Annotated in this window: 23 protein-coding genes and 1 pseudogene; 20 read left to right on the plus strand and 4 right to left on the minus strand. The window is 59.9% G+C overall.

Features of this window, described 5'->3' with window-relative positions; translation table 11 throughout:
• The 11 genes and pseudogenes from AC1RNA_RS15645 to panD form a co-directional block, all read left to right on the plus strand.
• Nucleotides 1-213: pseudogene (locus AC1RNA_RS15645) on the plus strand (serine--glyoxylate aminotransferase); the annotation flags it as partial.
• Between the two features lie 75 nt (nt 214-288).
• Nucleotides 289-1,359 carry a ketopantoate reductase family protein gene (locus tag AC1RNA_RS15650; protein ID WP_492951690.1) on the plus strand — a complete coding sequence of 357 codons (1,071 nt, stop codon included), beginning with the start codon at nt 289-291 and terminating at the stop codon, nt 1,357-1,359.
• A gap of 902 nt (nt 1,360-2,261) precedes the next feature.
• Entirely contained in the window at nt 2,262-2,504 is a 243-nt protein-coding gene (locus AC1RNA_RS15655; protein WP_009340200.1) for a sulfurtransferase TusA family protein, read from the plus strand.
• Nucleotides 2,505-2,572: 68 nt separating this feature from the next.
• Nucleotides 2,573-2,935: a DsrE family protein gene (locus AC1RNA_RS15660; protein WP_492951691.1), complete on the plus strand. Its 363-nt coding sequence runs from the start codon at nt 2,573-2,575 to the stop codon at nt 2,933-2,935.
• A 64-nt stretch (nt 2,936-2,999) separates the two neighbouring features.
• Complete coding sequence (locus AC1RNA_RS15665; RefSeq protein WP_009340207.1) at nt 3,000-3,539, plus strand: hypothetical protein; 540 nt, start codon at nt 3,000-3,002, stop codon at nt 3,537-3,539.
• An 11-nt stretch (nt 3,540-3,550) separates the two neighbouring features.
• Nucleotides 3,551-5,125, plus strand: a complete 1,575-nt coding sequence (locus tag AC1RNA_RS15670; RefSeq protein WP_492951692.1) for a hypothetical protein — start codon at nt 3,551-3,553, stop codon at nt 5,123-5,125.
• Nucleotides 5,126-5,168: 43 nt separating this feature from the next.
• Entirely contained in the window at nt 5,169-6,053 is an 885-nt protein-coding gene (locus AC1RNA_RS15675) for a phosphate/phosphite/phosphonate ABC transporter substrate-binding protein (RefSeq protein ID WP_009340210.1), read from the plus strand.
• Nucleotides 6,054-6,117: 64 nt separating this feature from the next.
• Nucleotides 6,118-6,933 (plus strand): phosphonate ABC transporter, permease protein PhnE, encoded by an 816-nt coding sequence (gene phnE, locus AC1RNA_RS15680; protein ID WP_492951693.1) that lies wholly within the window; start codon nt 6,118-6,120, stop codon nt 6,931-6,933.
• A gap of 23 nt (nt 6,934-6,956) precedes the next feature.
• Complete coding sequence (phnC, locus tag AC1RNA_RS15685) at nt 6,957-7,760, plus strand: phosphonate ABC transporter ATP-binding protein (protein WP_492951694.1); 804 nt, start codon at nt 6,957-6,959, stop codon at nt 7,758-7,760.
• Nucleotides 7,761-7,770: 10 nt separating this feature from the next.
• A complete protein-coding gene (locus AC1RNA_RS15690) occupies nt 7,771-9,291 on the plus strand; it encodes a 5-methyltetrahydropteroyltriglutamate--homocysteine methyltransferase (protein WP_492951695.1) in 1,521 nt (506 codons plus the stop codon).
• Nucleotides 9,292-9,559: 268 nt separating this feature from the next.
• On the plus strand, nt 9,560-9,907 hold the full coding sequence (panD, locus tag AC1RNA_RS15695) for an aspartate 1-decarboxylase (protein ID WP_492951696.1): 348 nt from the start codon (nt 9,560-9,562) through the stop codon (nt 9,905-9,907).
• Between the two features lie 47 nt (nt 9,908-9,954).
• Here the strand turns inward: panD and AC1RNA_RS15700 are convergent, their stop codons facing one another.
• From AC1RNA_RS15700 to AC1RNA_RS15715, 4 genes are all read right to left on the minus strand, one after another.
• Nucleotides 9,955-10,788, minus strand: a complete 834-nt coding sequence (locus tag AC1RNA_RS15700; protein ID WP_492951697.1) for an EamA family transporter — start codon at nt 10,786-10,788, stop codon at nt 9,955-9,957.
• An 81-nt stretch (nt 10,789-10,869) separates the two neighbouring features.
• Nucleotides 10,870-11,190: a DUF202 domain-containing protein gene (locus AC1RNA_RS15705; protein ID WP_009340216.1), complete on the minus strand. Its 321-nt coding sequence runs from the start codon at nt 11,188-11,190 to the stop codon at nt 10,870-10,872.
• 14 nt (nt 11,191-11,204) lie between these two features.
• Complete coding sequence (locus AC1RNA_RS15710; RefSeq protein ID WP_009340217.1) at nt 11,205-11,609, minus strand: YidH family protein; 405 nt, start codon at nt 11,607-11,609, stop codon at nt 11,205-11,207.
• 228 nt (nt 11,610-11,837) lie between these two features.
• Nucleotides 11,838-12,734 carry a LysR substrate-binding domain-containing protein gene (locus AC1RNA_RS15715; protein ID WP_009340218.1) on the minus strand — a complete coding sequence of 299 codons (897 nt, stop codon included), beginning with the start codon at nt 12,732-12,734 and terminating at the stop codon, nt 11,838-11,840.
• 208 nt (nt 12,735-12,942) lie between these two features.
• On the opposite strand from AC1RNA_RS15715, the gene AC1RNA_RS15720 reads away from it, so the two are divergent.
• From AC1RNA_RS15720 to AC1RNA_RS15760, 9 genes are all read left to right on the plus strand, one after another.
• Nucleotides 12,943-14,469 carry a 3-hydroxyacyl-CoA dehydrogenase gene (locus tag AC1RNA_RS15720; RefSeq protein WP_492951698.1) on the plus strand — a complete coding sequence of 509 codons (1,527 nt, stop codon included), beginning with the start codon at nt 12,943-12,945 and terminating at the stop codon, nt 14,467-14,469.
• 26 nt (nt 14,470-14,495) lie between these two features.
• The gene (locus AC1RNA_RS15725) at nt 14,496-15,698 is read left to right on the plus strand and encodes a 3-oxoadipyl-CoA thiolase (protein ID WP_492951699.1); all 1,203 of its coding nucleotides are present in this window, start codon (nt 14,496-14,498) and stop codon (nt 15,696-15,698) included.
• 79 nt (nt 15,699-15,777) lie between these two features.
• Nucleotides 15,778-16,788, plus strand: a complete 1,011-nt coding sequence (locus AC1RNA_RS15730; RefSeq protein ID WP_492951700.1) for an ABC transporter substrate-binding protein — start codon at nt 15,778-15,780, stop codon at nt 16,786-16,788.
• A gap of 40 nt (nt 16,789-16,828) precedes the next feature.
• Nucleotides 16,829-17,863, plus strand: a complete 1,035-nt coding sequence (locus AC1RNA_RS15735; RefSeq protein WP_492951701.1) for an ABC transporter substrate-binding protein — start codon at nt 16,829-16,831, stop codon at nt 17,861-17,863.
• 48 nt (nt 17,864-17,911) lie between these two features.
• Entirely contained in the window at nt 17,912-19,135 is a 1,224-nt protein-coding gene (locus tag AC1RNA_RS15740) for an acyl-CoA dehydrogenase (protein WP_492951702.1), read from the plus strand.
• Between the two features lie 44 nt (nt 19,136-19,179).
• Nucleotides 19,180-21,303: an acetate--CoA ligase family protein gene (locus tag AC1RNA_RS15745; RefSeq protein WP_492951703.1), complete on the plus strand. Its 2,124-nt coding sequence runs from the start codon at nt 19,180-19,182 to the stop codon at nt 21,301-21,303.
• A gap of 53 nt (nt 21,304-21,356) precedes the next feature.
• Complete coding sequence (locus tag AC1RNA_RS15750) at nt 21,357-22,127, plus strand: enoyl-CoA hydratase-related protein (protein ID WP_009340225.1); 771 nt, start codon at nt 21,357-21,359, stop codon at nt 22,125-22,127.
• Between the two features lie 128 nt (nt 22,128-22,255).
• Nucleotides 22,256-23,023 carry an ABC transporter ATP-binding protein gene (locus tag AC1RNA_RS15755; protein WP_009340226.1) on the plus strand — a complete coding sequence of 256 codons (768 nt, stop codon included), beginning with the start codon at nt 22,256-22,258 and terminating at the stop codon, nt 23,021-23,023.
• Nucleotides 23,016-23,912: an ABC transporter permease gene (locus AC1RNA_RS15760; protein WP_009340227.1), complete on the plus strand. Its 897-nt coding sequence runs from the start codon at nt 23,016-23,018 to the stop codon at nt 23,910-23,912. The genes AC1RNA_RS15755 and AC1RNA_RS15760 overlap by 8 nt, the downstream gene beginning before the upstream one ends.
• Nucleotides 23,913-24,245: the final 333 nt, after the last annotated feature.

Here is a 24,245-nt window from a genome sequence, read left to right on the forward strand (position 1 = left end):
GGCCTGACCAAGCTCGCGGGCAAGGTATTCCGCATCGGTCATCTCGGCGAATGCAACGAGCTGACGCTGCTCGGCGCGCTGTCGGGCGTGGAGCTGGGCCTGTCGATCGCGGGCGTGCCGCATCGCGCCGGTGGCGTCGCTGCCGCCATGAAGCTCCTCGAAGACCGCACCAACGCCAATCTCGCAAACCATCTGAAGGTGATCAAAAACTGACGACTGACGACGACCAAGACTGAACTCAATGAATCCGCCCATCAGATGGCGGAGTTGAACCCTGGGATTAGAGCCATGCCTCACTATAACATCCTCATCCTCGGAGCCTCCTATGGCTCGCTTCTGGCCTCGAAATTGATGTTCGGCGGCCACGACGTGACACTCGTCTGCCTCCCTGCGGAGGCGGATCTCATTAACAAGGAAGGCTTCCGCGTGCGGATGCCGATCCGTGGCCGCAAGGACCAGATCGAGATCGATTCCCGCAAGCTGCCCGGCAAGGTGAAGGCCGCCGGACCCGCCGACGCGAACCCGAAAGATTACGATCTGATCGGGCTTGCGATGCAGGAGCCGCAATATGGCTCGCCGGGCGTGCGCGAACTGCTCGATGCCGTCGCGAAGTCACGGGTGCCGTGTATGTCGATCATGAACATGCCGCCGCTGCCCTACATGCAGCGCATCCCAAACCTCGACGCCGGGCCGTTGAAGCCGGCCTACACCGCACCCGAAGTCTGGGCTAATTTCGATCCCGGCAAATTGACGCTGTGCAGCCCCGATCCGCAGGCGGTGCGCCCGCCGGAGGAAAAGGTCAACGTCCTGCAGGTGACGCTGCCGACCAACTTCAAGGTTGCGCGCTTCGACGACGAGAAAAGCAACGAGATGCTCCGCAACCTCGAGCAAGACATCCAGAACGTTCGCTTTGATGCGCCTGAGGGCAAGATCGAGTTGCCGGTGAAGCTGCGCTTCCATGACTCGCTGTTTGTACCGCTCGCGAAATGGGCGATGCTGATGGCAGGCAATTATCGCTGCATCACGCCGGACGGCATGCGTACCGCACAGGAGGCCGTGCATTCCAACCTCGAGGAATCGCGCTCGATCTACAATTTCGTGGTGGATGTCTGCGTGAAGCTCGGCGCTTCGCGCGACGACATGGTCCCGTTCGAGAAATACGCGGCGGCGGCGGAAAGCCTCTCGCGCCCGGCCTCCGCCGCACGGGCGCTCAACAACGGCGCTCCGAACATCGAACGGGCCGACAAGCTGGTGCAGTTGACGGCTCGCCAGATCGGCATGAGTCATCCCGTCCTCGACGCCATCGTCGCTCTTGTCGATAAGAGGCTTGCGGATAATCGCAAAAAGCTTGCTGCTTAATCGTATCTCACCGGCGCGCTTCGCGAGAGCGAAGCGGCCGGTGTTAGGCAAACATCAGGCATCGGAAGCGCGAAAAAGCCAATGAAACGCCTTAGCCTTATCAAGAATCTTGAGCCGCAGCCCGTCAGAAATTTGAGGGTTGTTTCCCCTTCACGCGATGAGAATTTGCGGTTGAGATTGCTGGAGGCCTTTGTTGCCGTTTGCGATCAAGACCGTGCCGCGATCGTAGAGTTCGCGGAAAGGCTGGTTGATCCCATCTGGGATTATTGAAGCGTTCGCTGTTCTTTCATCGAAGAGGCACGCCAGGCACTTTAATATCCGCAGAGCGGCTCTCGATTGCCGCATGATGACAAGGATCGTGAGACGAGTGGCCAGTTTCTCAAACTAGTGAAATGGCGGTGGAGACGACAGACTTCACTCCAGAGTCGTTGCCCCGGTGAGCAAGACTTCGATCTGTAAATTTGAACGCCATTTCCGAAACTCTGCATTGGTGCGACGCAATAGCGAAAGAACGCGCCAACGGCTTTACTGCGGCGGAATGTCATTAGGTCACGGCTGGCCTACCGTTGTTCTTGACCACACCACACCCGTCACCTAGAGTTTTACCAGCGATACGTATCGAACCGCAGTGCTCCGTGTGAGCCGCATTCATCGTCAGTCTCTGACGGGGCGTTATTCGATAAAACAATCGCTGTTTTCCCAAAATGTCACTGATGTGAGTGCGCTTGTCTGAGCGCACGACGGATCTTGACTCGTAGAATTTGCAATCGGCTCGACGCGCATTGGCGTGAGAGCCGGGCGGGAGGATTTTGTCTGTTGGTTTGTGTTCAGCTTTTCATATGTCGCGCGGGTTGCATTGCGCGCCGTGGCCGGCGAGAGCATCGCTGTTGGGCTGGTTCGTTATGAACGAGCCTCTTATCGCCGATGTCGAATGGGATGCGGGCGATCTTGGCTGCGGCCCGCTGCTGCTCGAATTGCGCAATCGGTTGCGCACCATGCCGGGGCAGGTGTTCAAGCTGATCTCCGTCGATCCAGGCTCGCCGGAGGATCTGCCGGTCTGGTGCCGGCTCAGTCGCAACGAACTGCTGCATCACGATCCGAAAACAAAGAGCTACTGGATTCGCTCGCGTCTCGACTGGGAGTGACGCGGCGCCCGAGAGAAATCTGATTCCCGATTCGAAAAGTTCACACGCCGATCTAAAAGGAGATTCAAATGGCCGGAAATTTCGTCGTCAGCCTGACCCACGCCAAGAACGATACCGACAAGGCGACCGTCGCTTTCGTCATCGCCAATGCGGCGATCGCGTCCGAAAAGAAGGTCATGGTGTTCCTATCGATCGAGGGCACGCGGCTGTCGCAAAAGGGCTATGCAGACGACATCCACGAAGAGGGCTTCGCGCCTTTGAAGGATTTGATGAAGAGCTTTGCCGAAGCAGGCGGCCAGATGTTCGTCTGCTCGCCCTGCTTCAAGAAGCGCGGGCTCGACGAGAACAATCTGGTGCCGGGTGCGGTGATCGTCGGCGGCGCGAAGCTCGTCGAATTCCTCGGCGATGGCTGCCCCAGCGTCAGCTACTGACAAATTCCGCGAGCGTTTGCGTGGTGTGAACGCTCGCGCATGGTCCATTCAAGGGGTGGCATTGATGTTTCGTTATCGGTGGCTGCTTGCTTTATTTGTGGTGGTGACGCTGGGTTACATGGCACTGAGCTTTGCCATGTTCCAGATGCCGGACACGATGGCGGACGCCGAGAATTGTGGCTTCCTGCCCGGTGAATTCGTTGCCGCAGGTCAACTCACGTACGAGCGTTCGCAGGCGTGGTTGATCAGCTTTCAGCGCAAGGACGAAATCTGGATCGCGGTGTCGGTCGGAATGGCGGCAACCTTTATCGGATTTGCCCTGTCGATCGGGCGCCGCGTCGGCGGCGGCGTTGCCACCGGCGCCGCGATGGGCGGCGGCGTGCTGGCGCTGTCGGCCATATGCGTGAGTTGTCTTGCGCCGGTGCTGTCGGTGGTCGGGCTCGGTCTCGCCGGCTCGCTGTTCGCCGGCCTGCCGAAATGGTTGATCGCACTCAACACCCTGATGTTGACGGGGTGGGGCGCACTCTATCTGTCGCGGCGAGGCAGTTCATGCCCGGTGCCGCGCTCCAAAACATCGATCTCGTCAAATCCGAAAGCCGTCTGAGGGAGGCCGTGATGCTTGCCAGAACCTGTAAACTCGGAACGGCTCTTGCTGCCCTGCTGCTGTTGCCGCTGCCTGCCGCAATGGCAACCGACTATGCGACCGTGCTGCAGCCCGCAAAGCCAGGGTTGCCGCTCGCGCATCCCATCGCCAAGACTGACATCGCGCCGCCGCCATTCTCGGAGATCGCCGACCGGCCGGTGAAGCCCGCTTATGTGCCGGGCCTGCCGGGGTTGCCGCAAGGCGTCGCGGTGAAGGATGATTTCGGCGTGCCGCGGCCGCCGAAATATGACGGCGTGGTGATCCGCAAGAGCCGCGTCGAGAACGGTGAAGTGGTGATTCCGCCGGGTGGCTTGTTCTATCTGGAAGATACCTGGGGAGGCGAGGTGGCGTTGCGCGGCGAACCGATGCCGGTGCTCGGTCGGATGCCGACTTATGTCGATTACGACATGAGCATCGTCGTGAAGGAGAACGTCACGATTCCAGCGGGCAAGAGCGTCGTGGTCGGTGGTACGGTTTATCAGTATTACGCAACTGTCGGGCACGAGAAGCTCGCCAACCATGCGCTGCATGTGAAGACCATCGCGGGCACCGATTGGGAATGGGCGTTCGGCTCTCCGGTGTTGTCGCAGACAGAGCCGTCCTGGTGGGGCACGCGCTTCACCCAACTCTACAATCAGGGGCAGGCCCGCGAAGTCACACCGCAGAAGATGGTGTTTGACTGGATTTCCGGCGTTCGGATGGACCGCCTGCTGCTGGCCGATGAGAAGGTGTTCTCCGGTCTTGCCAGCGCGAGCGATCAATGGACATCGGGCGCGCGCACCATTCGTCTCGCCGAAGTGAATGCCGAGGCCGGCACGGCACGCATCGAAGTGATCGAGGACGGCAAGGTCGTTCTCAATCGCACGCTCGGTCCGGTGAAAAACGAATTGCTGATCGAAGATCACGACGCCCGCAAGGCGCTGGTGTTCGAGCACGGTGATGTCGCCGGATTTCTGTCGCCATGGCCGGAGCCGTTCAAGGACGGCAAGGCCAACCTGAAAATCTACGGCAAGACCTTCAGTCTCAATTACGGGCAGGACTACGCGCCCGACGCGCGCTTCGCCGTTTATCCGGTCGGCTGCCCGACCGGACACAATTTCGGGTTCATGCTGGTCAACAAGGAAGAGATCCGGCTGAAGCCGGGGGCGGCGTTCAGCGGGCCGGAAGGCTACTTCAAAGTCGCGGTCGACCGCATCGACGGCGACAAGGTCACCGCCTGGCATGTAGAGGACAAGAAGGGCAACCGCTCGGTCAATCTCGGCGGCGCGGATGTCGCCAATGTCGATCTCGTCCTCGGTCAGGGCCGCGTGACAGGACAAGCCATCCTCAAGGATGTCGGTCGTGCCATGCTGGCGCGGACTTATCAGTCGATCGTCGAGGCGAGCGGACAGACGGTGGCCGCGAATACTGGCGCCAAGCCGGCGACGCATGAAGCTGCACAGTCCGCAGTGGTGGCCGGGCTTTCGCCGGGCATGCTCGCCGGTTTCGGAATCCTGCTGTTGGGCTGCATCGGCGTCGGTTACGAAATCGGCCGCCGCCGCGCATGATTCAAAGTTCAACGTCAAGCATTCAACATGGGGAAACGACATTATGGATATGAATAAAGGGCGAAGGAATTTCATCGTCACGACGGCGGGCCTTGCGGCGACGACGCTATTCACGCCGGCGATCGCGCAGGGCAAGAAGAAGCTGCATTTCGGTGTCGGCCCGCTGCTGCCAAATGCTGACGACACCAGGAAGGCCTACACGCCGGTGTTCGCGCATCTGGCGAAAGAGCTCGGCGTCGATTTCGATCTCGTCGCGACGACCGATTGGGCAGGCATGGCAGTGGCGATGGGCTCCAACCAACTCGATGTCGCGTGGATGGGACCGTGGGGCTACATCATCGCCAATGCCCAGACGGGCTGTCAGGCGGTTGCGACCGTGAAGTACGACGACAAGCCGGTCTATTATGCGATTATCATCGCGCGGCCCGATCTGCAGGTTTCGAAATTCCCAGACGATACCAAGGGCAAATCGATTTCCTTCGCCGATGTGGGCTCCACCTCGGGCTGGCTGATCCCGAGCTACTACGCCAAGGAGGTCTGGAAGATCGACCCAAAAACCTACTGGAAATACACCGATGGTGCGACCCATGGCGCGAACGAGATCGCGGTGAGTTCGGGTCAGGTCGATATGGCGACTGACTTCGACCGCAACCGCAACGCGATGATCGCCAGCGGCAAGATCAAAGAAGGCGCCAACAAGATCATCTGGACCTCCGACCCGCTGCCGAACGATGCGATTGCGTTGCCAGCCAATGCGCCGAAGGAGCTTGGTGCTCAGGTACAAAAGATCCTGGCCGCGATCACGGTCGAGCAGGCCAAGACGCTGCTGCCGCCGCGTTACACCGGGTTCGTCCCTGCCGACCACGCCTCCTACGCGATGATCGAAAAGGCAGGTATCGCGGTCGGCAAGATCAAGCCGAAGGCATGAGCACGATGCTGATGGCGGGCTGCGGCAGTGCCGCGGCTCGTCACGGTTGCGACCTGAGACGACGATGATGAGTAGAGCCGAGCGCGCACTCGCCGATCTTGAAGTGATGCAACGCGGCTCGACGGGAACGCGCGTGCGGTTTTGGGTGATGGTCGCGATCGTCGCGGGCTTCTACGCAGTGTCGTGGAATCTGGCTGGGGTCGATCTCGCGAAACTCTCGACCGGACTGCCACGGCTTGGCCATTGGATCATGACGGCGTGGCCGCCGAAATTCGACGAACTGCCGCTGTTCGCGCTGCGCACGGCAGAAACCGTCGCGATGGCCGCCATTGGCACCACGGTGGCGACCATTCTCGCAATTCCGATGTCGATTCTCGCCAGCCGCAACATCACACCGTGGCCGCGCCTGTATTATCCGGCACGCTGGTTTCTGAACGCGTTGCGCGGCATCGATTCCTTCGTGTTTGCATTGTTGTTTGTCGCTGCGGTGGGGCTAGGTCCATTTGCGGGCGTACTTGGCATCGCGTTGCACACCTGGGGCAGCGCCGCCAAATTCTTTGCCGACCATATCGAGAATGTGAATCTCGGGCCGTTGGAAGCGGTACGCACGACAGGTGCTGGACGTTTCACGGCCATCGCTTATGCGCTGGTGCCGGATGTGTTGCCGGTGATGCTGTCGACGACATTGTTCTGGTGGGAGTTCAACGTCCGCGCTTCGACAGTGCTGGGCGTGGTCGGAGCGGGCGGCATCGGGCAGGAACTGAAGAACAGCATGGACCTGCTCGATTTCCCGCGCCTGTTCACGATCATTGCCGTCATCCTCGTTGCCGTCACCGCGCTCGATCAGTTGTCTGGCTGGTTGCGCAAGCGGCTGGTGTGACCATGGCGGAAACGATGCAAGTCATGAACATGCCGATCGCCTCTACCATACTGGAACGCCATCATGGTGCTTGCCGGATGCGGGTGGATGGCCTCAGCAAGGCGTTCGACGGGCATGTCGCCATCGAGGATGTCAGTTTTGACGTGCATGACGGCGAGTTCGTCGCGGTGCTTGGTCCGAGCGGGGCCGGGAAGACGACGCTGTTTCGTTGCATGGCCGGCCTGCTTGCGTCTGATGACGGCAGTGTATGGATCGACAATGACGACATCGCCGCGATGCGCGATCGCTCGCGCCGCCGGCTTGCGGTGGTGTTTCAGCAATTCAATCTGGTGAACCGGCTGACCGCACTCGAGAATGTTCTCGCCGGTCGGCTCGGTTACGTTCCGGCTTGGCGCGGTTGGCTGCGACGCTTCACCCGCGCCGACCGGCTATTGGCGATGGAATGCCTCGACCGTGTCGGCCTACTCGCGCAGGCCGGGCAGCGCGCGGACACGTTGTCGGGCGGCCAGCAGCAGCGCGTTGCGGTCGCGCGGGCACTAGCGCAGCAGCCGAGCCTGATTGTCGCCGACGAGCCGGTCGCGAGCCTTGATCCGAACGCCAGCGCCGGTGTGCTCGAACTGCTGCGCGGCATCGCGCGCACGGACGGCGTCGGCGTGATATGCAGCCTGCATCAGGTGCATTTCGCGCGCGCCTATGCCGACCGCATCATCGGCCTGTCGCACGGCCGCATCATCATCGACGTGCCGAGTGCGAAATTCGATCAGGCGGCGTACGAAACTTTGTATGGTTCCCAGAACCCGGCCTCCGCCGATCCAACATCCGTGTGAGACAATCATCATGACCGACGCCGCGACTCCGCAAGTCCATCCTTTTCCTTCCGACGTCAGCTTCGATGGCGGCGATCTGGATTGCGGCAACGGGCTTTTGCTGCTGATCCGCAAACACATCGATCCGATGGCGAAGGGCCAGCTCCTGGAAATTCTCTCCACCGAGATTTCGGTCGATGAGGATCTGCCCGCATGGTGCCGGTTGACCTCGAACGATCTGGTGTCGTTCACCAAGACCGGCAAGCAGCGCAGTTTTCTGATCTGCAAGGGCAAGTTCGACGAGCGTGGCAAGGCCGATGAAAATCCGGCGGCGAAGGTGTCCGCGCCCGCAGCGCCAACTGCTGCAGCGGCTGCCCCAGTGCGCAGGCCTGCGCCCGCTATTCCGCCACTCGCGGTGACGGGTATCGGAAGCTGGCCGCGCCCGCGCTGGATGGTCGATGCGATGCACGCCTATGTCGAAGGCCGGCTCGAGGAGGCGGCCTTCCATCAGACCGCCGATGACGCTGTGCGTCTTGCGGCGGCGGCGCAGGAACGCGCGGGCGTCGATATCGTCACCGATGGGGAGCAGCGCCGCGACAGCTACGCCAGCTTTGTCGCCACCCGGCTCGACAATTGCCAGTTGATTCCGCTGACCGATCTCCTGCCGTTGGTCGAAGACCCGGAGGAATTCGAGCGCGAACTGCGCGCGCTCGATGTACCGGCAGCAGACGTTCGCCATCCGGCCATTTTCGGCCGCATCAGCCGCAGCCGCCCGCTAGCGCTGCATGAATTCGATTTTCTCAGCACCATCACCGATAAGCCGATCAAGGTGGCGCTGCCGGGGCCGTATCTCCTGACGCGGACAATGTGGATGGAGTGCCTGCAAGAGCGCGCCTATCAATCGCGCGAAGAGCTTGCGGAAGATATCGTCACGGCGCTGCGTGCGGAGTTGGCCGATCTGATTGCGGCGGGTGTTGCACTGGTGCAGTTCGATGAGCCTGTTTTGTCGGAGGTGGTGTTCAGTGGCCCGAAGAGCCGGCCGAGCTTCATGTGCGGTGCGCTGTCGGAGACGCGCAGTCCTGAGCACGAGCTGGGCTTCGCCCGCGATCTGATGAACGCCGTCGTCGATGGCGTGCCGCGTGCGCGCACGGCGGTTCATGTTTGCCGTGGCAACTGGACGCCGGATGAATCGGTGGCATTGGCCGGAAGCTATGAGCCGCTTCTCGATACGCTCGGCGCGATGAAGGTCGGCGCATATCTTCTGGAGATGTGTACGCCGCGCGCGGGTGAGATGGAGTTGTTGCGTGCGCTGCCTGCGGAGGCCCGCATCGGCGTCGGTGTCGTCAATCAGAAATGCGCCCATGTCGAAGGCTGTGAGGATGTGGAGGCGCGGATCAGGCGCGCGATCGACCTGTTTGGCGCGGACCGTGTCTTGTTGCATCCCGATTGCGGCTTCGCGACCTTCGCCGACAATCCGATCTGCGCCGCGGTCCCTGCCGAGACCAAGCTCGCGCGGATCGTGGAGGCCGCAAGGCGCGTGCGCGGCGGCTAATGACACGATGAAATTCGTGTCCGGCAGAGCCAGCGGATAGGCGGATTTTTCTGTGCTGGACGCGCAAAAAGGCTTATGTCAAAGCAGCCGGCGGCAGCCTGCGAATCCTTCCCGATAGCCCCGATGCGGGCGTGGGTCCGTTCGATCCCGCGCCTTTTCCGGAGGGGTTCATCGCTATATAGCGCATCAGCAGTTTGATGGCTGGTCATGGGTATGCCCCGTTGCATGGGTCTATGACGGGCTGCCCGCGATCTTTAGGAGACGTTCAATGCAAGTGACTTTGATGAAAGGCAAGATTCACCGCGCGCGGGTCACCGAAGCGGACTTGCATTATGAAGGATCGATTTCGATTGATCGCAATCTTATCGATGCCGCGGGTTTTCTCATCAACGAGAAGGTCGATATTTTCAATATCGATACCGGCGCCAGATTTTCGACCTACGTCATTGAGGCTCCGGCCGGCTCGGGCACCATCGGTCTTAACGGAGCTGCCGCGCGTCTGGCGATGACCGGAGACAAGGTCATCATCGTTGCCTATGCCAGCTTCGATAACGACGAGGCTCGCGGATTTAAGCCCTCGGTCGTCCTCGTCGACGAACAGAACCGGCGAATTTAACTTTGTGCGATGGCCTGCTCCGCAAGGATTGATGAACTTGCAGATGCCTAGGCGAAGCGCAGGATTCCTGCACCCATGGCGATGATGCACACGGCGATCATGCGCACCTTGCTGACCTGTTCTTTCAATACGAACATCGAAATCGCCGTTCCGAACAGGATGGATGTCTCGCGCAGGGCTGCGATCACGGCAACAGGTGCAAGTGTCATCGCCCAGAGCGCCAGGCCGTAGGAGATGATCGTTCCTGCGCCGCCGATCAGCCCAAGATGCCAGTTGGCGGCGATGTAGTTCTTGAACTCCACGCGCCGCGCAACGAACGCCCAGGCGATCAGCGGAATGCCGGTCAGCAGGAAGATCCACAATGTATAGCTGGCGGGCGTGCCTGACAGACGCACGCCATATCCGTCGATCAGCGTATAGCTTGCGATCACCCCAGCATTCAGGAGGGCGAGCATCAGCCCTGCCTTGTTGTTCGCGTGCCCGGAGGCTGCCATCGCAAGAATCCCGGCGCAGATGATCGCAATGCCGGCCCAGGCAGATGGGCTGAGATGGCTTCCGAGAAAGGCGACGCTCGTGATGGCGACCAATAGCGGCGCGGTGCCCCGCATCAAGGGATAAGTCTGACTCATATCCGCAAGGTGATAGGTCCTAGCGACCAACACGTAGTAGCCGATCTGAAGCAGCGTGGAAGCGCCGATGAAAGGCCAGCTTTCCCGGCTCGGAACGGGAAGAAACGGCAGGCACACCGCTGCGATCAGCGTCGCCCATGTCGTGACCAGCACGGTGGTGAGCAGCTTGTCGCTGCCGCCTTTGACGACGGCGTTCCAGATGGCATGAAGTGCGGCGGCGAAAAGAACGACGCTGAATACGAAAATGGTCATTCTGACAGTCGTCCGCCTTGTCCGGTCTGTTGCTGCTTGACTGCGAACGGTGGCCGGAGATCCCGGCCGGATTGTCTTCGTTTATTTCATGAGCCGCGTGAGGAGCAGGGCAGCGTGGATCGTGGAGGCTAGAACCACGATGATGGCCACCCCCAGAAGATACTTCCGGCTTGTGTCGGTGACGACTTGTTCGCCTGCCGTATAGCGCGACCGTTGATGGCCGCGATGCAGGCTCGCACAACCCAGAGCGGCCAGAAGCAATGCGACGAGCAGATGGATGGCCGCCGAGGCGGAAAGTCCGATGCGGATCGAGAGGGACGCGGCAATGAGAGCCAGCAAACCGGTGCGCGACCAAGCGAGACCAGTTCTCTCCGGTTGAAGACCGGGGTCTCTGCTGTCCATCACATTCCTCTACATCAACCGAAAGCGATGATGAGCCAGGCGAGTCCGACAGACAGGAGTGCCGTAAACAAGGCCAGGAAAGGAAGCAGGAAACTGAGCGGCAGATCGGCCTCTTGGCGCATGGCACGTTCCGCGCGCGCCCATCGCGTGTAGGCGACACCTCCGAGCATCCCGCCGACCAGCAGCAGGATGATGGAGAGAATAAGCCTCAACTGTGCGGAGCCGAGATGGGACGCGAACTGATCGATCCCGATCGCGCCGGCGACGATGGCGAGGGATGTCCTGATCCAGGCGAGGAAGGTGCGCTCATTGGCGAGCGAAAAACGGTAGTCCGGGCGTGTCCCGGTCTCCCACCATTTCAGGCCTTTCTTTTTGCTCGACTCGACCGGAGTCTCAAAAGCACGAGAATGCAAATTCATTTCAGTACCTTACGGGCTGCAATGGATTGCTGCAGCAGCTTGCTTGTCGCAGTCGTCCACAATTGTTTCATAAAATGGAATGAAACAAGCCAAAGAACGAACCACAGAGGTACATATCACTATGGCCGCATTGTGGGGAGAAATATTCTCTCAAATATATCTACGGCTTGTTACTGAGCCTCCCGATTGCGAGAGGGCAGCATATTCGGCCTCCGGCCAAATAAGGCCTCACAAGCGGTGGCAGAGTTCGGCGAGTGCGTTGCGCAGCCAGCGGTGGCCGAGATCGTCATCGACCGACTGGTGCCACATGAAATAGATCGGGATGTTGGGAAACTCCAAAGGCGTCTTCATCACCTTGGTGCGGAAGAAGTCGGCATAAACCAGCGCCATGCGCTTCGGCAGTGTGCAGATGAAGTCGGTTTTCTGCACGATCAGCGGCATCGAGAGAAAGTGCGGCACCTGTAACGCGATGTCGCGCGTCAGCCCGTGCTTTTTAAGAACGACGTCGACGATCGGCTTGTCCTGCTTCAGCACGACATGCGGGATCGAGAGATAGTCCTCAATACTCAGGTGATCACCGATCGTCGGGTGGTCCTGCCGCACCATCGAGACGAGATGTTCGTCCATGACATGGATGTTGCGGAATTCATCACCCTCGATCTTGAAATAGTCGGTGGCGAGATCAATCGAACCGTCACGGAGCTCTTCCTTGATATGGCGTCCAAGCTCTGGCCTGATCTGCACCTGAATGTGAGGGGCCACGGTGGCGAGCCAATCGACGAAGCGCGGCATGATGACGGCTTCGCCATAATCGCTGATGGCGATCACGAATTTCCTTGTCGCGGTTTCGAATTCGAATGCTTCCTGTTTCCGCAGCCCATTCTGGATGAGATCGAGTGCCTGACGGATCGGAGCCGCGAGTTGCTTGGCGCGCGCGGTTGGCATCATCCCCTGTGCGGTGCGGATGAACAGTTGATCGTCAAGCGTGGTGCGCAGCCGCGCCAATGCATTGCTCAGCGCGGGCTGGGTCATGTTCAGCTTGGCGGACGCGCGGGTGAGGCTGCGTTCACTTAAGATGGCATCGAACACCGTCAGCAGATTGAGATCGATGTTCCTGAGATTCATCAGTCTGTCCCGGGTGCGCAGCGTTCTGAATAATGGGCCAACCCAGTATCACGTCTGGCATTCCAACTTATCATTGCCGTGAATGAAGGGCATATCAAATATAAATTGGATATGTGTTCGGCCGCTTCCTAGTCTCCCTTTCGAAAATGGCGCTCGATCAAACGGGCGAACCAAGAAACCGCCACGCAAGCGGAACAGGGAGATACGGGTGGAAAGCATCCTGCCAAAAGAAAATCTGGTGATCGGTGTCATTGGCGCCGGTGCCATGGGGCGGGGCATTGCCCAGGTTGCGGCAACGGGCGGAATGACCGTGCTGCTGACGGATAGCCGGCCTGAAGCTGTCGCGGATGCCGTGAAATCCATCGAAAAGGCGCTCGCCCGCCTGAAAGAGAAGGGCACGATAGATCAGGGCGCGATGGATCGAGCGCTCGGCCACATCAAGCCGGTCCAGAGCGTAGAACAACTCGCCGAATGCCGCCTCGTGATCGAGGCGGTGATTGAAAACCTCGACATCAAGCAGGCGCTCCTCGCCCAACTCGAAAATATCGTTTCGGACGATTGCATTATCGCCAGCAACACCTCCTCGCTTTCGATTACGACGATTGCGTCGAAATGCCGCCACCCCGAGCGGGTCGCCGGATTCCACTTCTTCAATCCGGTGCCGGTGATGAAGCTCGTCGAGGTCATCGACGGGCTGCAAACTCTACCCGCAGTTGGCGACGCGCTGATGGATGTCGGTAAGCGCATGGACCGCGAACCGGTCAGGATCAAGGATGCGCCGGGCTTTCTCGTCAATCAGGTCGGCCGCGCCTACACGCTCGAGGCCGCGCATCTGGTGTCGGAAGGCATTGCAACCTTCGCGGATGTGGATGCCGTGATGCGCGAGACGGCCGGTTTCCGCATGGGACCGTTCGAACTGCTCGATCTGGTCGGGCTCGATGTGAATCATCCGGCAACGGATGCGATCTATCGCCAGTTCTATCATGAACCACGCTATCGGCCCTCGGTTCTCATGCAGAGCCGTCTCGATGCCGGGATGCTTGGGCGCAAGACCAAGCGTGGCTTCTATGATTACAGTGAGCAGAAGGATGCGGCCCCGGTCGCCGGGATCAAGAGCGGTTCTTCGTCGTCCTATCCGGTCTGGGTCAGCAGGTTCGAGCCGGAACAGGCGGAAAAGCTGATCGCGCTGTTGAAGATGCTGAACGTCAAGATCGAGGACGGCGCAAAGCCGTCTTCTGTGGCGCTCTGTCTGGTGACACCTCTTGGTGACGATGCGACCCACAGCGCGGTAGAGCAGGGGCTGGATGCCAAGCGCGTTGTCGCGGTGGATACGCTGTTCGATCTCGGCAAGCGCCGCAGTATCATGTCGACGCCGGTGACTGAGTCTTCCTACGTCGATGCGGCGAGAGCATTGATTGGTAGCGACGGCGTTGCCGTCACCGTGACGCGCGACAGCCCCGGGTTCATTGCCCAGCGGATCGTTGCAATGATTGCCAACATCGGCGCATCGATCGCCCAGAACCGCACCGCGTCGGCGAGTGACATCGACAAGGCGGTCAAGCTCGGTCTTGGCTATCCACATGGCCCGCTCGGCTTTGGCGATGCGCTGGGTGCCGGAACCCTGCTCAAAATCTTGAACAACATGCAGCGGCGGTATGGCGACCCGCGCTACCGCTCGAACCTCTGGCTCACGCGCCGCGCGGAGCTTGGTGTTTCGTTGACGCTGCAGGATTGAGGCGCATCGCGCCAAAGGAGAGGTGAATGTTGGACGCTTATATCTATGACGGAGTGCGCTCGCCTTTCGGCCGGCAGGCGGGAGGACTGGCGCGGATCCGTCCTGACGACCTTCTGGCGCAGGTGATGCAGGCGCTGATGGGGCGCAGCAAGTTCAAGGCCGAGCAGTTCGAGGATGTCATTGTCGGCTGCGCCAATCAGGCGGGCGAAGACAGCCGCTGCGTCGCGCGCCATGCGTCGCTGATGGCGGGTTTTCCTGTCGATCTTGGTGGCACCGTGATCCAGCGCAATTGCGGCAGCGGCCTCGGCGCGGTGGTGAGTGCAGCGCACGCGGTTACCGCGGGCGAGGGCGATCTGTTTCTCGCTGGCGGCGTCGAGAGCATGAGCCGCGCACCGTTCGTGATGGGGAAGGCGGAAGCGGCTTTCTCCCGCGACATGAAGATCTTCGATTCCGCTGTCGGCTCGCGCTTTCCAAATCGGGAAATCGAAAAGAAGTTTGGCGCTGATACCATGCCGCAGACTGCGGACAATCTCGCGCGTGAACATCAATTGAGCCGCGACGAAGTCGATCAGTTCGCGCTGCGTTCGCAACAGCGCTATGCAGCCGCCAAGACGGCGGGTTTCTTCGATGGCGAGATTGCCGCGATCCAGGTTGCGGGTCCGAAAAAGGGAACCCAGACCACGGTCGCTGCCGACGAATTTCCGCGCGCGGATTCGTCTCTCGAAGCGCTGTCGGGTCTGCGGGCGATCCATGAAGGCGGCGTGACCACCGCTGGCAATTCGTCGGGTATCAATGATGGCGCGGTCGCTCTGACGGTCGGTTCGCGCGCGGCAGGCGAGCGCGCCGGCAGCGAGCCGATCGTCCGCATTCTTTCGGCGGCAAGCGTGGGTGTCGAGCCGCGCGTGATGGGCATCGGCCCGGTACCTGCGATCCACAAGGCGCTGAAGCGCGCGAATATGTCGCTCGATCAGATGGATGTGATCGAGATCAATGAAGCGTTCTCCGCGCAGGTTCTGGCTTGCCTCAAGCAACTCGGAGTCGATGCGAAAGATGGCCGCGTCAACCCCAATGGCGGCGCGATCGCAGTCGGACACCCGCTCGGTGCATCCGGTCCGCGTCTTGTGCTGACAGCTGCGCGCGAACTGCAACGACGCAACGCCAAGCGCGCCGTCGTCAGTATGTGCGTCGGCGTCGGGCAGGGAATTGCAATGGTTCTGGAGAGATCTTGATGACTTGATCGACAGACCGTGACCCCGGTGCAGACAAGCACACAAAAATGGGGCGCGATCACCACACAGGGAGGGTACCATGAACGTACGGCGAATTGCGTTGGCGTGCCTATCGTTGACGGCGGTTGCGTTTTCCTTGCAACCGGCGGCAGCGGAAGTATCCGAAATCAGACTGGCCAGACAGCCAGGCCTATCCTACCTGCCGCTGGCTGTGATGGAGCGTGAGAAGCTCATCGAAAAGCACGCGGCTGCGGCAGGCCTTAAAGATATCAAGGTGGAATGGTCGAAGTTTGCCGCCGGCAACGTCATGAATGATGCATTGCTGTCAGGCAGTCTCGATATTGCTTCGGGCGGCGTCGCGCCGCTGATTACGCTCTGGGCCAAGAGCAATGGGCAGGTTCGCGGTATCGCGGCGCAGACGACATCGCAAATCTATATCAATACCCGAAATCCAGACGTGAAAACGATCAAGGATTTCACCGACAAGGACCGCATCGCGTTGCCTGCGGTGAAGGTGTCGGTCAACGCGATCGTGCTGCAGATGGCTGCCGAGAAGGCGTTCGGCCCCGGCAATGCCTACAAACTCGAACCACTTACGGTCTCGCGGTCTTATGCCGAAGGTAGTGCAGCTCTGCTGTCCGGCGCGGGCGAAATTAACAGCGCCGCGTCTGCGCCGCCTTACTATTATAAAGAGATCGCGACGCCCGGCATTCATACCGTGCTGAAGTCATATGATGTCCTTGGCGGTCCCAGCACGAATAATCTGCTCTGGACCACGAAGAAATTCCACGACGAAAATCCGAAGCTGTATGCGGCGTTCTTCGCCGCCTACAAGGACGCGATCAATCTGATCAACAAGGACCCGAAGAAGGGTGCTCAGATTTTCCAGGATGCGGATCGCAACAAGGCCTACTCGATCGACGAACTGGTGATGATGCTGACGGACAAATCGTCGATGGAGTTTACGATCGTTCCGCACAACGTCACGAAGTACTCGGACTTCATGTATCGCATGGGGTCCATCAAGGAAAAACCGAAGAGCTGGAAGGATCTGTTCTTTCCGGAAATTCACTCGCTGCCGGGTAGCTGAACCGCGCGCGCAATAAACGTACATTTATCGGGAGATTAGGATGAAAACGTCTCTTTGGTTGAAAGGTTTTGTTGCCAAGACCGCTTTGCTCGCTTCCGTCGCTCTCGCCAGCGTCACGGTCCATCAGACGCCGGCGCGCGCCGAGGTGAGTCAGATTACCATCGCGAAGCAGTATGGGCTGCTGTTTCTGCCCCTGATTATCATGGAGCAGAACCATCTGATGGAGAAGCATGCCGCCAAGGTCGGCATTCCCAACCTGACCGTCAAATGGCAGCGCATGACGGGCGGCAACGTCATGAACGAAGCGCTGATCTCGGGTAATCTCGATTTTGCCTCGGGTGGGGTGCCACCATTCCTGATCCTGTGGAGCAAGACTCAGGGCAATCTGGACGTCAAAGGCGTCGCGGCGATGGACTCCTTGCCAATTTATCTGAATACGCGCGATCCTTCGGTAAAGACGATCAAGGACATCACCGACAAGAACCGCATCGCGATGCCTGCGGCCGGCATTTCGATCCAGGCGATCATGCTGCAGATGGCCGCTGCAAAGGAATGGGGACCGGATCAGGCACGCCGCCTCGACAAGAACGGCGTAACATTGGCGCATCCCGAAGCGATGTCGCAAATGCTGTCCAACATGGGCGCCATCGACAGTCATTTCGCTTCGCCGCCTTACAACTTCCAGGAGCTGACAAAGCCGGGCATTCACAAAGTGCTGGATTCGTACGACGTGCTTGGCCCTGCAACCTGCGAAGTGGTCTGGACCACCAGCAAGTTCCACAAAGAGAATCCGAAAATCTACAAGGCGTTTCTCGATGCATTCCAGGAGTCGATTGACTTCATCAATGCCAACAAACAGCAAGCTGCCGAGATTTACGTCAAGAGCACCGACAACAAGGAATCTCTGAAGGACACGCTGGAGATCATCAATCACCCGCACACCGAATACACCACGACGCCGAAGAACATGATGAAGTATGCGGCGTTCCTCAAGCAGGTTGGCCTTATCAACAAGACGCCTGCGGTGTGGAAGGATCTGTTTTTCCCCGAAGTCCATGCGTTGCCGGGAAGCTGAGCAGCGACGGCCATACGCGCACGTCGTATTGTAAAGAAGGGTGATCCTATGGATTCAGCAGTTGCAAGCAAGCCGGTCGATTCCAGCACCGTGACGCTGACGGGCGGAACGTTCCACTGGGACGACCCGCTTCTGCTTGAAGACCTGCTGAACGAGGACGAAAAACTGATCCGCGACACGGCGCGCGACTATGCGCAGTCGCACCTGATGCCGCGGATTCTCGAAGCCAACCGGAATGAATCGTTCGACAGAACGGTCATGAAGGAAATGGCCGATCTCGGTTTTCTCGGAGCAACCATCGACGGCTATGGCTGCGCGGGCATCAGCTATGTGTCGTACGGGCTGATTATGCGCGAGTTCGAGCGTGTGGACACGAGTTTTCGTTCCGCGCTCGGCGTGCAGACCACGCTGTCGATGGTGCCGATCTACGCCTATGGCTCGGAAGCACAGCGGGACAAATATCTGCCCGCGATGGCGAAGGGCGAGATTCTCGGTTGCTTCGGGCTGACGGAGCCGGATCACGGTTCTGATCCCGGCAGCATGAAGACGCGCGCCAAGAAAGTGCCCGGTGGTTACCGGCTCACCGGCGGCAAGACCTGGATCACGCATGCGCCGATCGCCGATATCATGGTGGTGTGGGCGAAGGACGATCAGGATGTCATTCGCGGCTTCATTCTGGAGCGAGGCATGGCCGGCCTTTCGACCGCCAAGATCGAGAACAAGTTCTCGGTGCGGGCGTCGCCGACTGGGCAGATTTTCATGGAGGATGTTTTCGTTCCCGAGGAAAATCTGTTGCCAGGTGTGCAAGGATTGAAGGGGCCGTTCGGCTGCCTCAACAATGCGCGCTTCGGCATTATCTGGGGGGCGATGGGCGCGGCCGAGTTCTGCTGGCACGCCGCACGGCAGTATTCCATGGATCGCAAGCAGTTCGGTCGGCCACTGGCAGCCAATCAATTGATCCAGAAAAAGCTCGCAGACATGCAGACCGAAATCTCGATCGGCCTTCTCGCCTGCCTGCATGTCAGCCGCCTCCGCGATGCGGGTAAAGCGACGCCGGAAATGCTCTCACTCCTGAAACGTAATTGCGCGGGCAAGGCGCTCGATATCGCGCGCGCGGCACGGGATATCCACGGCGGCAATGGCATTTCGGACGAATATCACGTCATCCGCCACCTGATGAATCTCGAGACCGTCAATACGCTGGAAGGCACGCATGATATCCATGCACTGGTACTAGGCCGAGCGCAGACCGGTATCTCGGCGTTCAACTGACAAGAAACATAAAGCGAATCCGCAGGGAGACTGATGTGACGGCAATGACGCAGACGAGGCCGCTAAAAGGTGAAGCGAAAGATGCGCTGAAGGCGCTGTTGGCTCCACGCTCCATCGCAATCCTTGGCGCGTCGTCGGATTTTCGCAAGGTTAGCGGTCGTCCGGTCAAGCATCTGCTCGATAAAGGCTACAAAGGGCGGATCTATCCGGTTAATCCGCGCGCGGAGATGATCGGTCCGCTGAAAGCCTATCCGAATGTTGCGGCAATCGACGACGACATTGATCTGGCGATCATCGTGTTGCCCGCGAGCGAAGTCCTGAATTGCGTGCGCGAGCTGGGCGCGAAAGGTGTTCCGGTCGCGGTGATCTTCAGCTCAGGTTTTTCCGAGCTTGGCGATGCGGGCCGCAAATATGAGCAGGATGTCGTCGCGGCGGCCCGTGAAGGTGGCGTAAGGCTGTGCGGGCCGAATTGCCTTGGCCTTATCAACTCCTTCGAAAGCGTGCTGGCGACGTTCAGCCAGTATGCCGACAGCGATACGCCGTCAGGCCCCATCGGTTTTGTCACGCAATCGGGCGCGTTCGGGACTGCCATCGCCGCGCTCGCACGCCGTCGTGGTCTCGGGCTCGGCTATTTCGTCAACACCGGCAATGAAGCCGACCTGACTTTCTCGGAGATCATGGGCGAGGTCATTCGCGACCCGCGCATCAAAATGGGTGCGGGCTACATCGAGGGCTTGAAAGGCGGCGAGGATTTTGTCGCGCTGGCGGAACAGGCGATGGTTGCGGGCAAGCCGCTGGTGATGACGAAGGTCGGGCGACTGGGCGCGGGGGCACGCGCGGCTGCCTCGCACACGGGATCGCTTGCGGGTGACGATGTGGTGTTCGACGGTGTGGTGCGCCAGCACGGCATCATCCGCGCGCGCAACGAGGAACACATGCTCGACATCGCCGAGGTGATGTCCTGCTGCAAGCTGCCTGAAGGCAACCGCATTGGCCTGTTGACCCAATCTGGCGGCGCCGGCGTGCTGATGGCGGATCGCGCCCAGGAGGTCGGGCTGTCGGTGCCGGTGCTGCAGCCTGAAACGCAGGCGGCATTGCAGAAGGTCATTCCGGGTTTCGGCGCGGTTGGAAATCCGGTCGATGTTACCGGGCAATTCGTCGCCGATCCGAATTTGCTGCTCGAAAGCGTCAAGCTGATGCTGGCCGATCCGAATGTGGATGTCGGCATCGTCTGGTTCCAATTGATGGAGGCGCATGTCGACAAGCTCGTGAAGGTTCTTGTCGAAATCCGCGATCAGGTGACGAAACCGTTTGTCGTGTGCTGGGTCGCCGCACCGGAAGCGGGTGTTCTCGCGCTCCGCAAGGAAGGAATCGCGGTGCTGCGTGGCGCCGAGCCCGCGGTGGATGCCGCTGCAGCACTTGTGCAGTATGCGGAGATGCGGCGCAAATGGCTGGCGCGCCGCGAGCACAGGAAAGCGATCAAGCTGCCGAAACTCGATCTCCCCTCCAAGGGAGTTGTCTCGACGATGGACGGCGTGAAGCTGCTCGATCAATGCGGCATCGCACATATCCCGACGGTGCTGACGACATCCGCCGACGAAGCGGCAAAGGCTGCAAACAAGCTCGGTTACCCCGTTGTGCTGAAAATCGAGTCGCCGGACATCCTGCACAAGACGGAGGCTGGCGGCGTCATGCTGCGCCTCACGGATGAAGCAAAGGTCAGGCAGGCTTTTGATGCGATCATGGCGAACGCAAAAGAATACAAGCCGAATGCCAGGCTGCATGGCGTGGTCGTGCAGGCCATGGCGAGTGGTGACACCGAATTTGTCATCGGCCTGCAAAATGACCCGGTGTTCGGTCCGGTCATCATGGCCGGTCTGGGCGGCGTTCTGATCGAGGTGCTGCGCGACGTGGTATTCCGCAAGGTGCCGCTGTGCGAAGGCGAAGCGGCGGATATGCTGGATGCGCTGCATGGCAAGGCGGTGCTCGCTGGCGTCAGAGGCCGCCCTCCAGTCGACCGGAAGGGTCTCATCGAGATGATCTGTGCGGTGTCGCGCCTCGGTGCGGCGCTTGGTCCCCGGCTTTCGACGCTCGACCTCAATCCCATCATGCTGGGTGAGACATCTGCGACCGCCGTCGACTGGCTGATGATGCTGGATGAGGCATAAGCTATGCGCGCAGCCACGGTGCAGCGTGTAAGGTAAGTTTAAGGGAGATCGGAATGTCTTTGACCCTGCTGGAGCAGCCGCATGAGCATGTGGCGTTGCTGAAGCTCAATCGTCCCGAGGCGCGCAATGCGCTCAACGACCCCCTGCGTGCGGAGCTGGCGAGTCAGTTCGAGAAGCTGGCGGCGGATCGCAACACGCGCTGCATCGTCATCACCGGCAATGACCGCGTGTTCGCGGCCGGTGCGGATTTGAAAGAAGCCGTCGAGTCCAGCCCGATCGACATGATGGCACGGCGTGTTCTTTATTTCTGGAAAGTGATTGCCGGTTGCCGCAAGCCACTGATCGCAGCGGTCAACGGCTTCGCGCTGGGCGGCGGCTGTGAGCTGGCTTTGCAGGCGGACATCATCGTGGCCGGAGAGGGCGCGAAGTTCGGTCAGTCCGAGGTGAGCGTCGGCATCATGCCGGGCGGCGGAGCGACGCAGCGACTCACGCGCGCCATTGGCAAGTATCGCGCCATGAAGATGCTGCTGACCGGCGAGCATGTAACGGCGGAAGAAGCCCGCAGGCTCGGCTTCGTCAATGACGTCGTGCCGGATGACAAAGTGGTCGAGACTGCGGTTGGCATTGCGAAGACCATCGCCTCGATGCCGCCGCTTGCCGTGGAGCAGATCAAGGAAGTCGTTCTGGCGGGAATGGACAGTTCGCTCGATGCCGGCCTGATGCTGGAACGCAAGGCCTTCGAGATACTGTTTGCGTCCCGCGACCAGGAAGAAGGAATGCGGGCGTTTATCGAGAAACGTAAGCCCAGTTTCGAAGGCCGGTGAGTATCGATCCAAAACGGGCATCGATTCAACCAGTCTTTATATTAGACCGTCGCAAGGCGGTTCAGTAGAGTTCAGGCTGCTAAAAACAGATCTGCAATCAGCGGACACAAGGACGGGAGGAGGGACCGATGACGACAGCACCACTGCTGGAGGTCAAGGGCGTCACGTTGCAGTACAGGACGCCGAGCTATCTCATCACCGCGACCTATCGGGTTGATTTCAATGTCTTTCAGGGGGACAGGTTTATCCTGCTTGGGCCTTCGGGTTGCGGCAAATCGACTCTTTTGAAAGCTGTCGGCGGCTACATGCCTCCGACCGAAGGGGAGATGACCCTCAAAGGCAAGACCATCACGCGTCCCGGACCGGACCGGATGATGGTGTTTCAGGAGTTCGACCAGCTCCTCCCTTGGAAGACGGTGAAGGAGAACGTGATGTTCCCTTTGCAGTGCACCAACAAGCTCGGCGCCCGCGAAGCCGAAGACAAGGCGATGCACTACATTCGCAAGGTCAATCTGGAGAAGTTCGCCGACAGCCACCCGCATATGTTGTCCGGTGGCATGAAACAGCGGGTCGCGATCGCGCGCGGCATGGCGATGGAGCCGGACATCTTGTTGATGGACGAGCCGTTCGCCGCACTCGACGCGCTGACGCGCCGCAAGATGCAGGACGAACTGCTGATGCTATGGGACGAGACGCGCTTCACGGTGCTGTTCGTCACGCATTCGATTCCCGAAGCGATCAAGATCGGCAACCGCATTCTGTTGCTGTCGCCGCATCCGGGTCAGGTGAAGGCCGAGCTGAACGGCGGCGTGCACGGCGAGGAAGCCACCGAGCTGGAATCGCGCATTCAGACCATGCTGTTCGCTGACACCATCGAGGAGGCGGAAAATGTCTGACGTATCGCTGACGATGAGAACGCTCACGGCACCGATCCGCCCGGAATTCGTGCGTGATGCGGCGGCTGCCGAGCGCGCACCGACGGTGGTGGAAAAGCCGTTGTCGCTGTTTGTGCGGCTCTACAACCAGACGTGGTTGCGCAAGATTCTGATCCTCATCATCCTCGCGTTGATCTGGGAAGCCTATGGCCGCTACCTGAACAACAATTTGTTGTTCCCGACTTTCAGCGAGACCATGAGTGCATTCTTCGCCAATATCGGCAACGGCGTGCTGCCTGCGCGCGCATGGTCATCGGTCAAGGTGCTGCTGATGGGCTACGCCTGCGGCATTACGCTGGCCGCGATTCTGACGGGGCTGGCGATCACGACACGGATCGGCACGGACTTCCTCGAGACCCTGACGTCGATGTTCAACCCGCTGCCCGCCATCGCGCTGTTGCCCCTAGCGCTGATCTGGTTCGGCCTCGGCAATGGCTCGCTGGTGTTCGTGCTGGTGCACTCGGTGACCTGGGCGATCGCGCTGAACACCCACTCCGGGTTCTTGTCCGTCAGCCGCACGCTCAAGATGGTCGGGCGTAATTATGGTCTCGGTGGGCTCGGCTACATCCGGAAAATCCTTATTCCGGCGGCGTTCCCGAGCATCCTCACCGGTCTGAAGATCGGCTGGGCGTTCGCTTGGCGTACCCTGATCGCGGCTGAATTGGTGTTCGGCGTGTCGTCAGGTTCCGGTGGGCTTGGTTGGTTCATCTTCGAGAACAAGAACAGTCTCGATATCCCGACGGTGTTCGCCGGTCTGTTGACCGTCATCATCATCGGTCTTGTGGTTGAGAACGTCATCTTCCGGGCGATCGAGGCCAATACAGTCGATCGCTGGGGCATGCAGTCCTGAGCCAAACGACTACGCTGGATGACAACGTCAGCACGGCATCAGGGACTTAACCCGGATGCTGTGCTGGACAGTTGCAGGATTCGTTCTGCAAAGTCTTTGATGTAATGAGCCATCGCCGCAGGTGCGGCTCGGCTCTCTCTCCACAACAGCTTCTGCGATACGAACGCGATCGTTCATGCGGCGAGGCTGCATCGAACGCGATGGGCTGTGAGATATCTCCGGGCGCTTAAGACGTAACGCCGCTTGTCGCAGGAAAGGCCTCTCCTTCGGTTTGAAATTTGAAACGCATTTCTCGCTGCATCGCGGGGTTGCGGTTGACTCTCCTGCTCATCC

The sequence above is a fragment of the Afipia sp. GW821-FHT14H12 genome, from assembly GCF_058803465.1.

What these genes read in the sequence shown, in the direction of transcription:
- AC1RNA_RS15760 (WP_009340227.1), top strand. Translation starts at nt 23,016, where the DNA reads ATGTCTGACGTATCGCTGACGATGAGAACGCTCACGGCACCGATCCGC.
- panD (WP_492951696.1), top strand. Translation starts at nt 9,560, where the DNA reads ATGCAAGTGACTTTGATGAAAGGCAAGATTCACCGCGCGCGGGTCACC.
- AC1RNA_RS15755 (WP_009340226.1), top strand. Translation starts at nt 22,256, where the DNA reads ATGACGACAGCACCACTGCTGGAGGTCAAGGGCGTCACGTTGCAGTAC.
- AC1RNA_RS15670 (WP_492951692.1), top strand. Translation starts at nt 3,551, where the DNA reads ATGCTTGCCAGAACCTGTAAACTCGGAACGGCTCTTGCTGCCCTGCTG.
- phnE (WP_492951693.1), top strand. Translation starts at nt 6,118, where the DNA reads ATGATGAGTAGAGCCGAGCGCGCACTCGCCGATCTTGAAGTGATGCAA.
- AC1RNA_RS15735 (WP_492951701.1), top strand. Translation starts at nt 16,829, where the DNA reads ATGAAAACGTCTCTTTGGTTGAAAGGTTTTGTTGCCAAGACCGCTTTG.
- AC1RNA_RS15745 (WP_492951703.1), top strand. Translation starts at nt 19,180, where the DNA reads ATGACGCAGACGAGGCCGCTAAAAGGTGAAGCGAAAGATGCGCTGAAG.
- AC1RNA_RS15700 (WP_492951697.1), bottom strand. Translation starts at nt 10,788, where the DNA reads ATGACCATTTTCGTATTCAGCGTCGTTCTTTTCGCCGCCGCACTTCAT.
- AC1RNA_RS15730 (WP_492951700.1), top strand. Translation starts at nt 15,778, where the DNA reads ATGAACGTACGGCGAATTGCGTTGGCGTGCCTATCGTTGACGGCGGTT.
- AC1RNA_RS15740 (WP_492951702.1), top strand. Translation starts at nt 17,912, where the DNA reads ATGGATTCAGCAGTTGCAAGCAAGCCGGTCGATTCCAGCACCGTGACG.
- AC1RNA_RS15725 (WP_492951699.1), top strand. Translation starts at nt 14,496, where the DNA reads ATGTTGGACGCTTATATCTATGACGGAGTGCGCTCGCCTTTCGGCCGG.
- AC1RNA_RS15690 (WP_492951695.1), top strand. Translation starts at nt 7,771, where the DNA reads ATGACCGACGCCGCGACTCCGCAAGTCCATCCTTTTCCTTCCGACGTC.
- AC1RNA_RS15665 (WP_009340207.1), top strand. Translation starts at nt 3,000, where the DNA reads ATGTTTCGTTATCGGTGGCTGCTTGCTTTATTTGTGGTGGTGACGCTG.
- AC1RNA_RS15655 (WP_009340200.1), top strand. Translation starts at nt 2,262, where the DNA reads ATGAACGAGCCTCTTATCGCCGATGTCGAATGGGATGCGGGCGATCTT.
- AC1RNA_RS15750 (WP_009340225.1), top strand. Translation starts at nt 21,357, where the DNA reads ATGTCTTTGACCCTGCTGGAGCAGCCGCATGAGCATGTGGCGTTGCTG.
- AC1RNA_RS15650 (WP_492951690.1), top strand. Translation starts at nt 289, where the DNA reads ATGCCTCACTATAACATCCTCATCCTCGGAGCCTCCTATGGCTCGCTT.
- AC1RNA_RS15715 (WP_009340218.1), bottom strand. Translation starts at nt 12,734, where the DNA reads ATGAATCTCAGGAACATCGATCTCAATCTGCTGACGGTGTTCGATGCC.
- AC1RNA_RS15675 (WP_009340210.1), top strand. Translation starts at nt 5,169, where the DNA reads ATGGATATGAATAAAGGGCGAAGGAATTTCATCGTCACGACGGCGGGC.
- AC1RNA_RS15710 (WP_009340217.1), bottom strand. Translation starts at nt 11,609, where the DNA reads ATGAATTTGCATTCTCGTGCTTTTGAGACTCCGGTCGAGTCGAGCAAA.
- AC1RNA_RS15660 (WP_492951691.1), top strand. Translation starts at nt 2,573, where the DNA reads ATGGCCGGAAATTTCGTCGTCAGCCTGACCCACGCCAAGAACGATACC.
- AC1RNA_RS15705 (WP_009340216.1), bottom strand. Translation starts at nt 11,190, where the DNA reads ATGGACAGCAGAGACCCCGGTCTTCAACCGGAGAGAACTGGTCTCGCT.
- phnC (WP_492951694.1), top strand. Translation starts at nt 6,957, where the DNA reads ATGAACATGCCGATCGCCTCTACCATACTGGAACGCCATCATGGTGCT.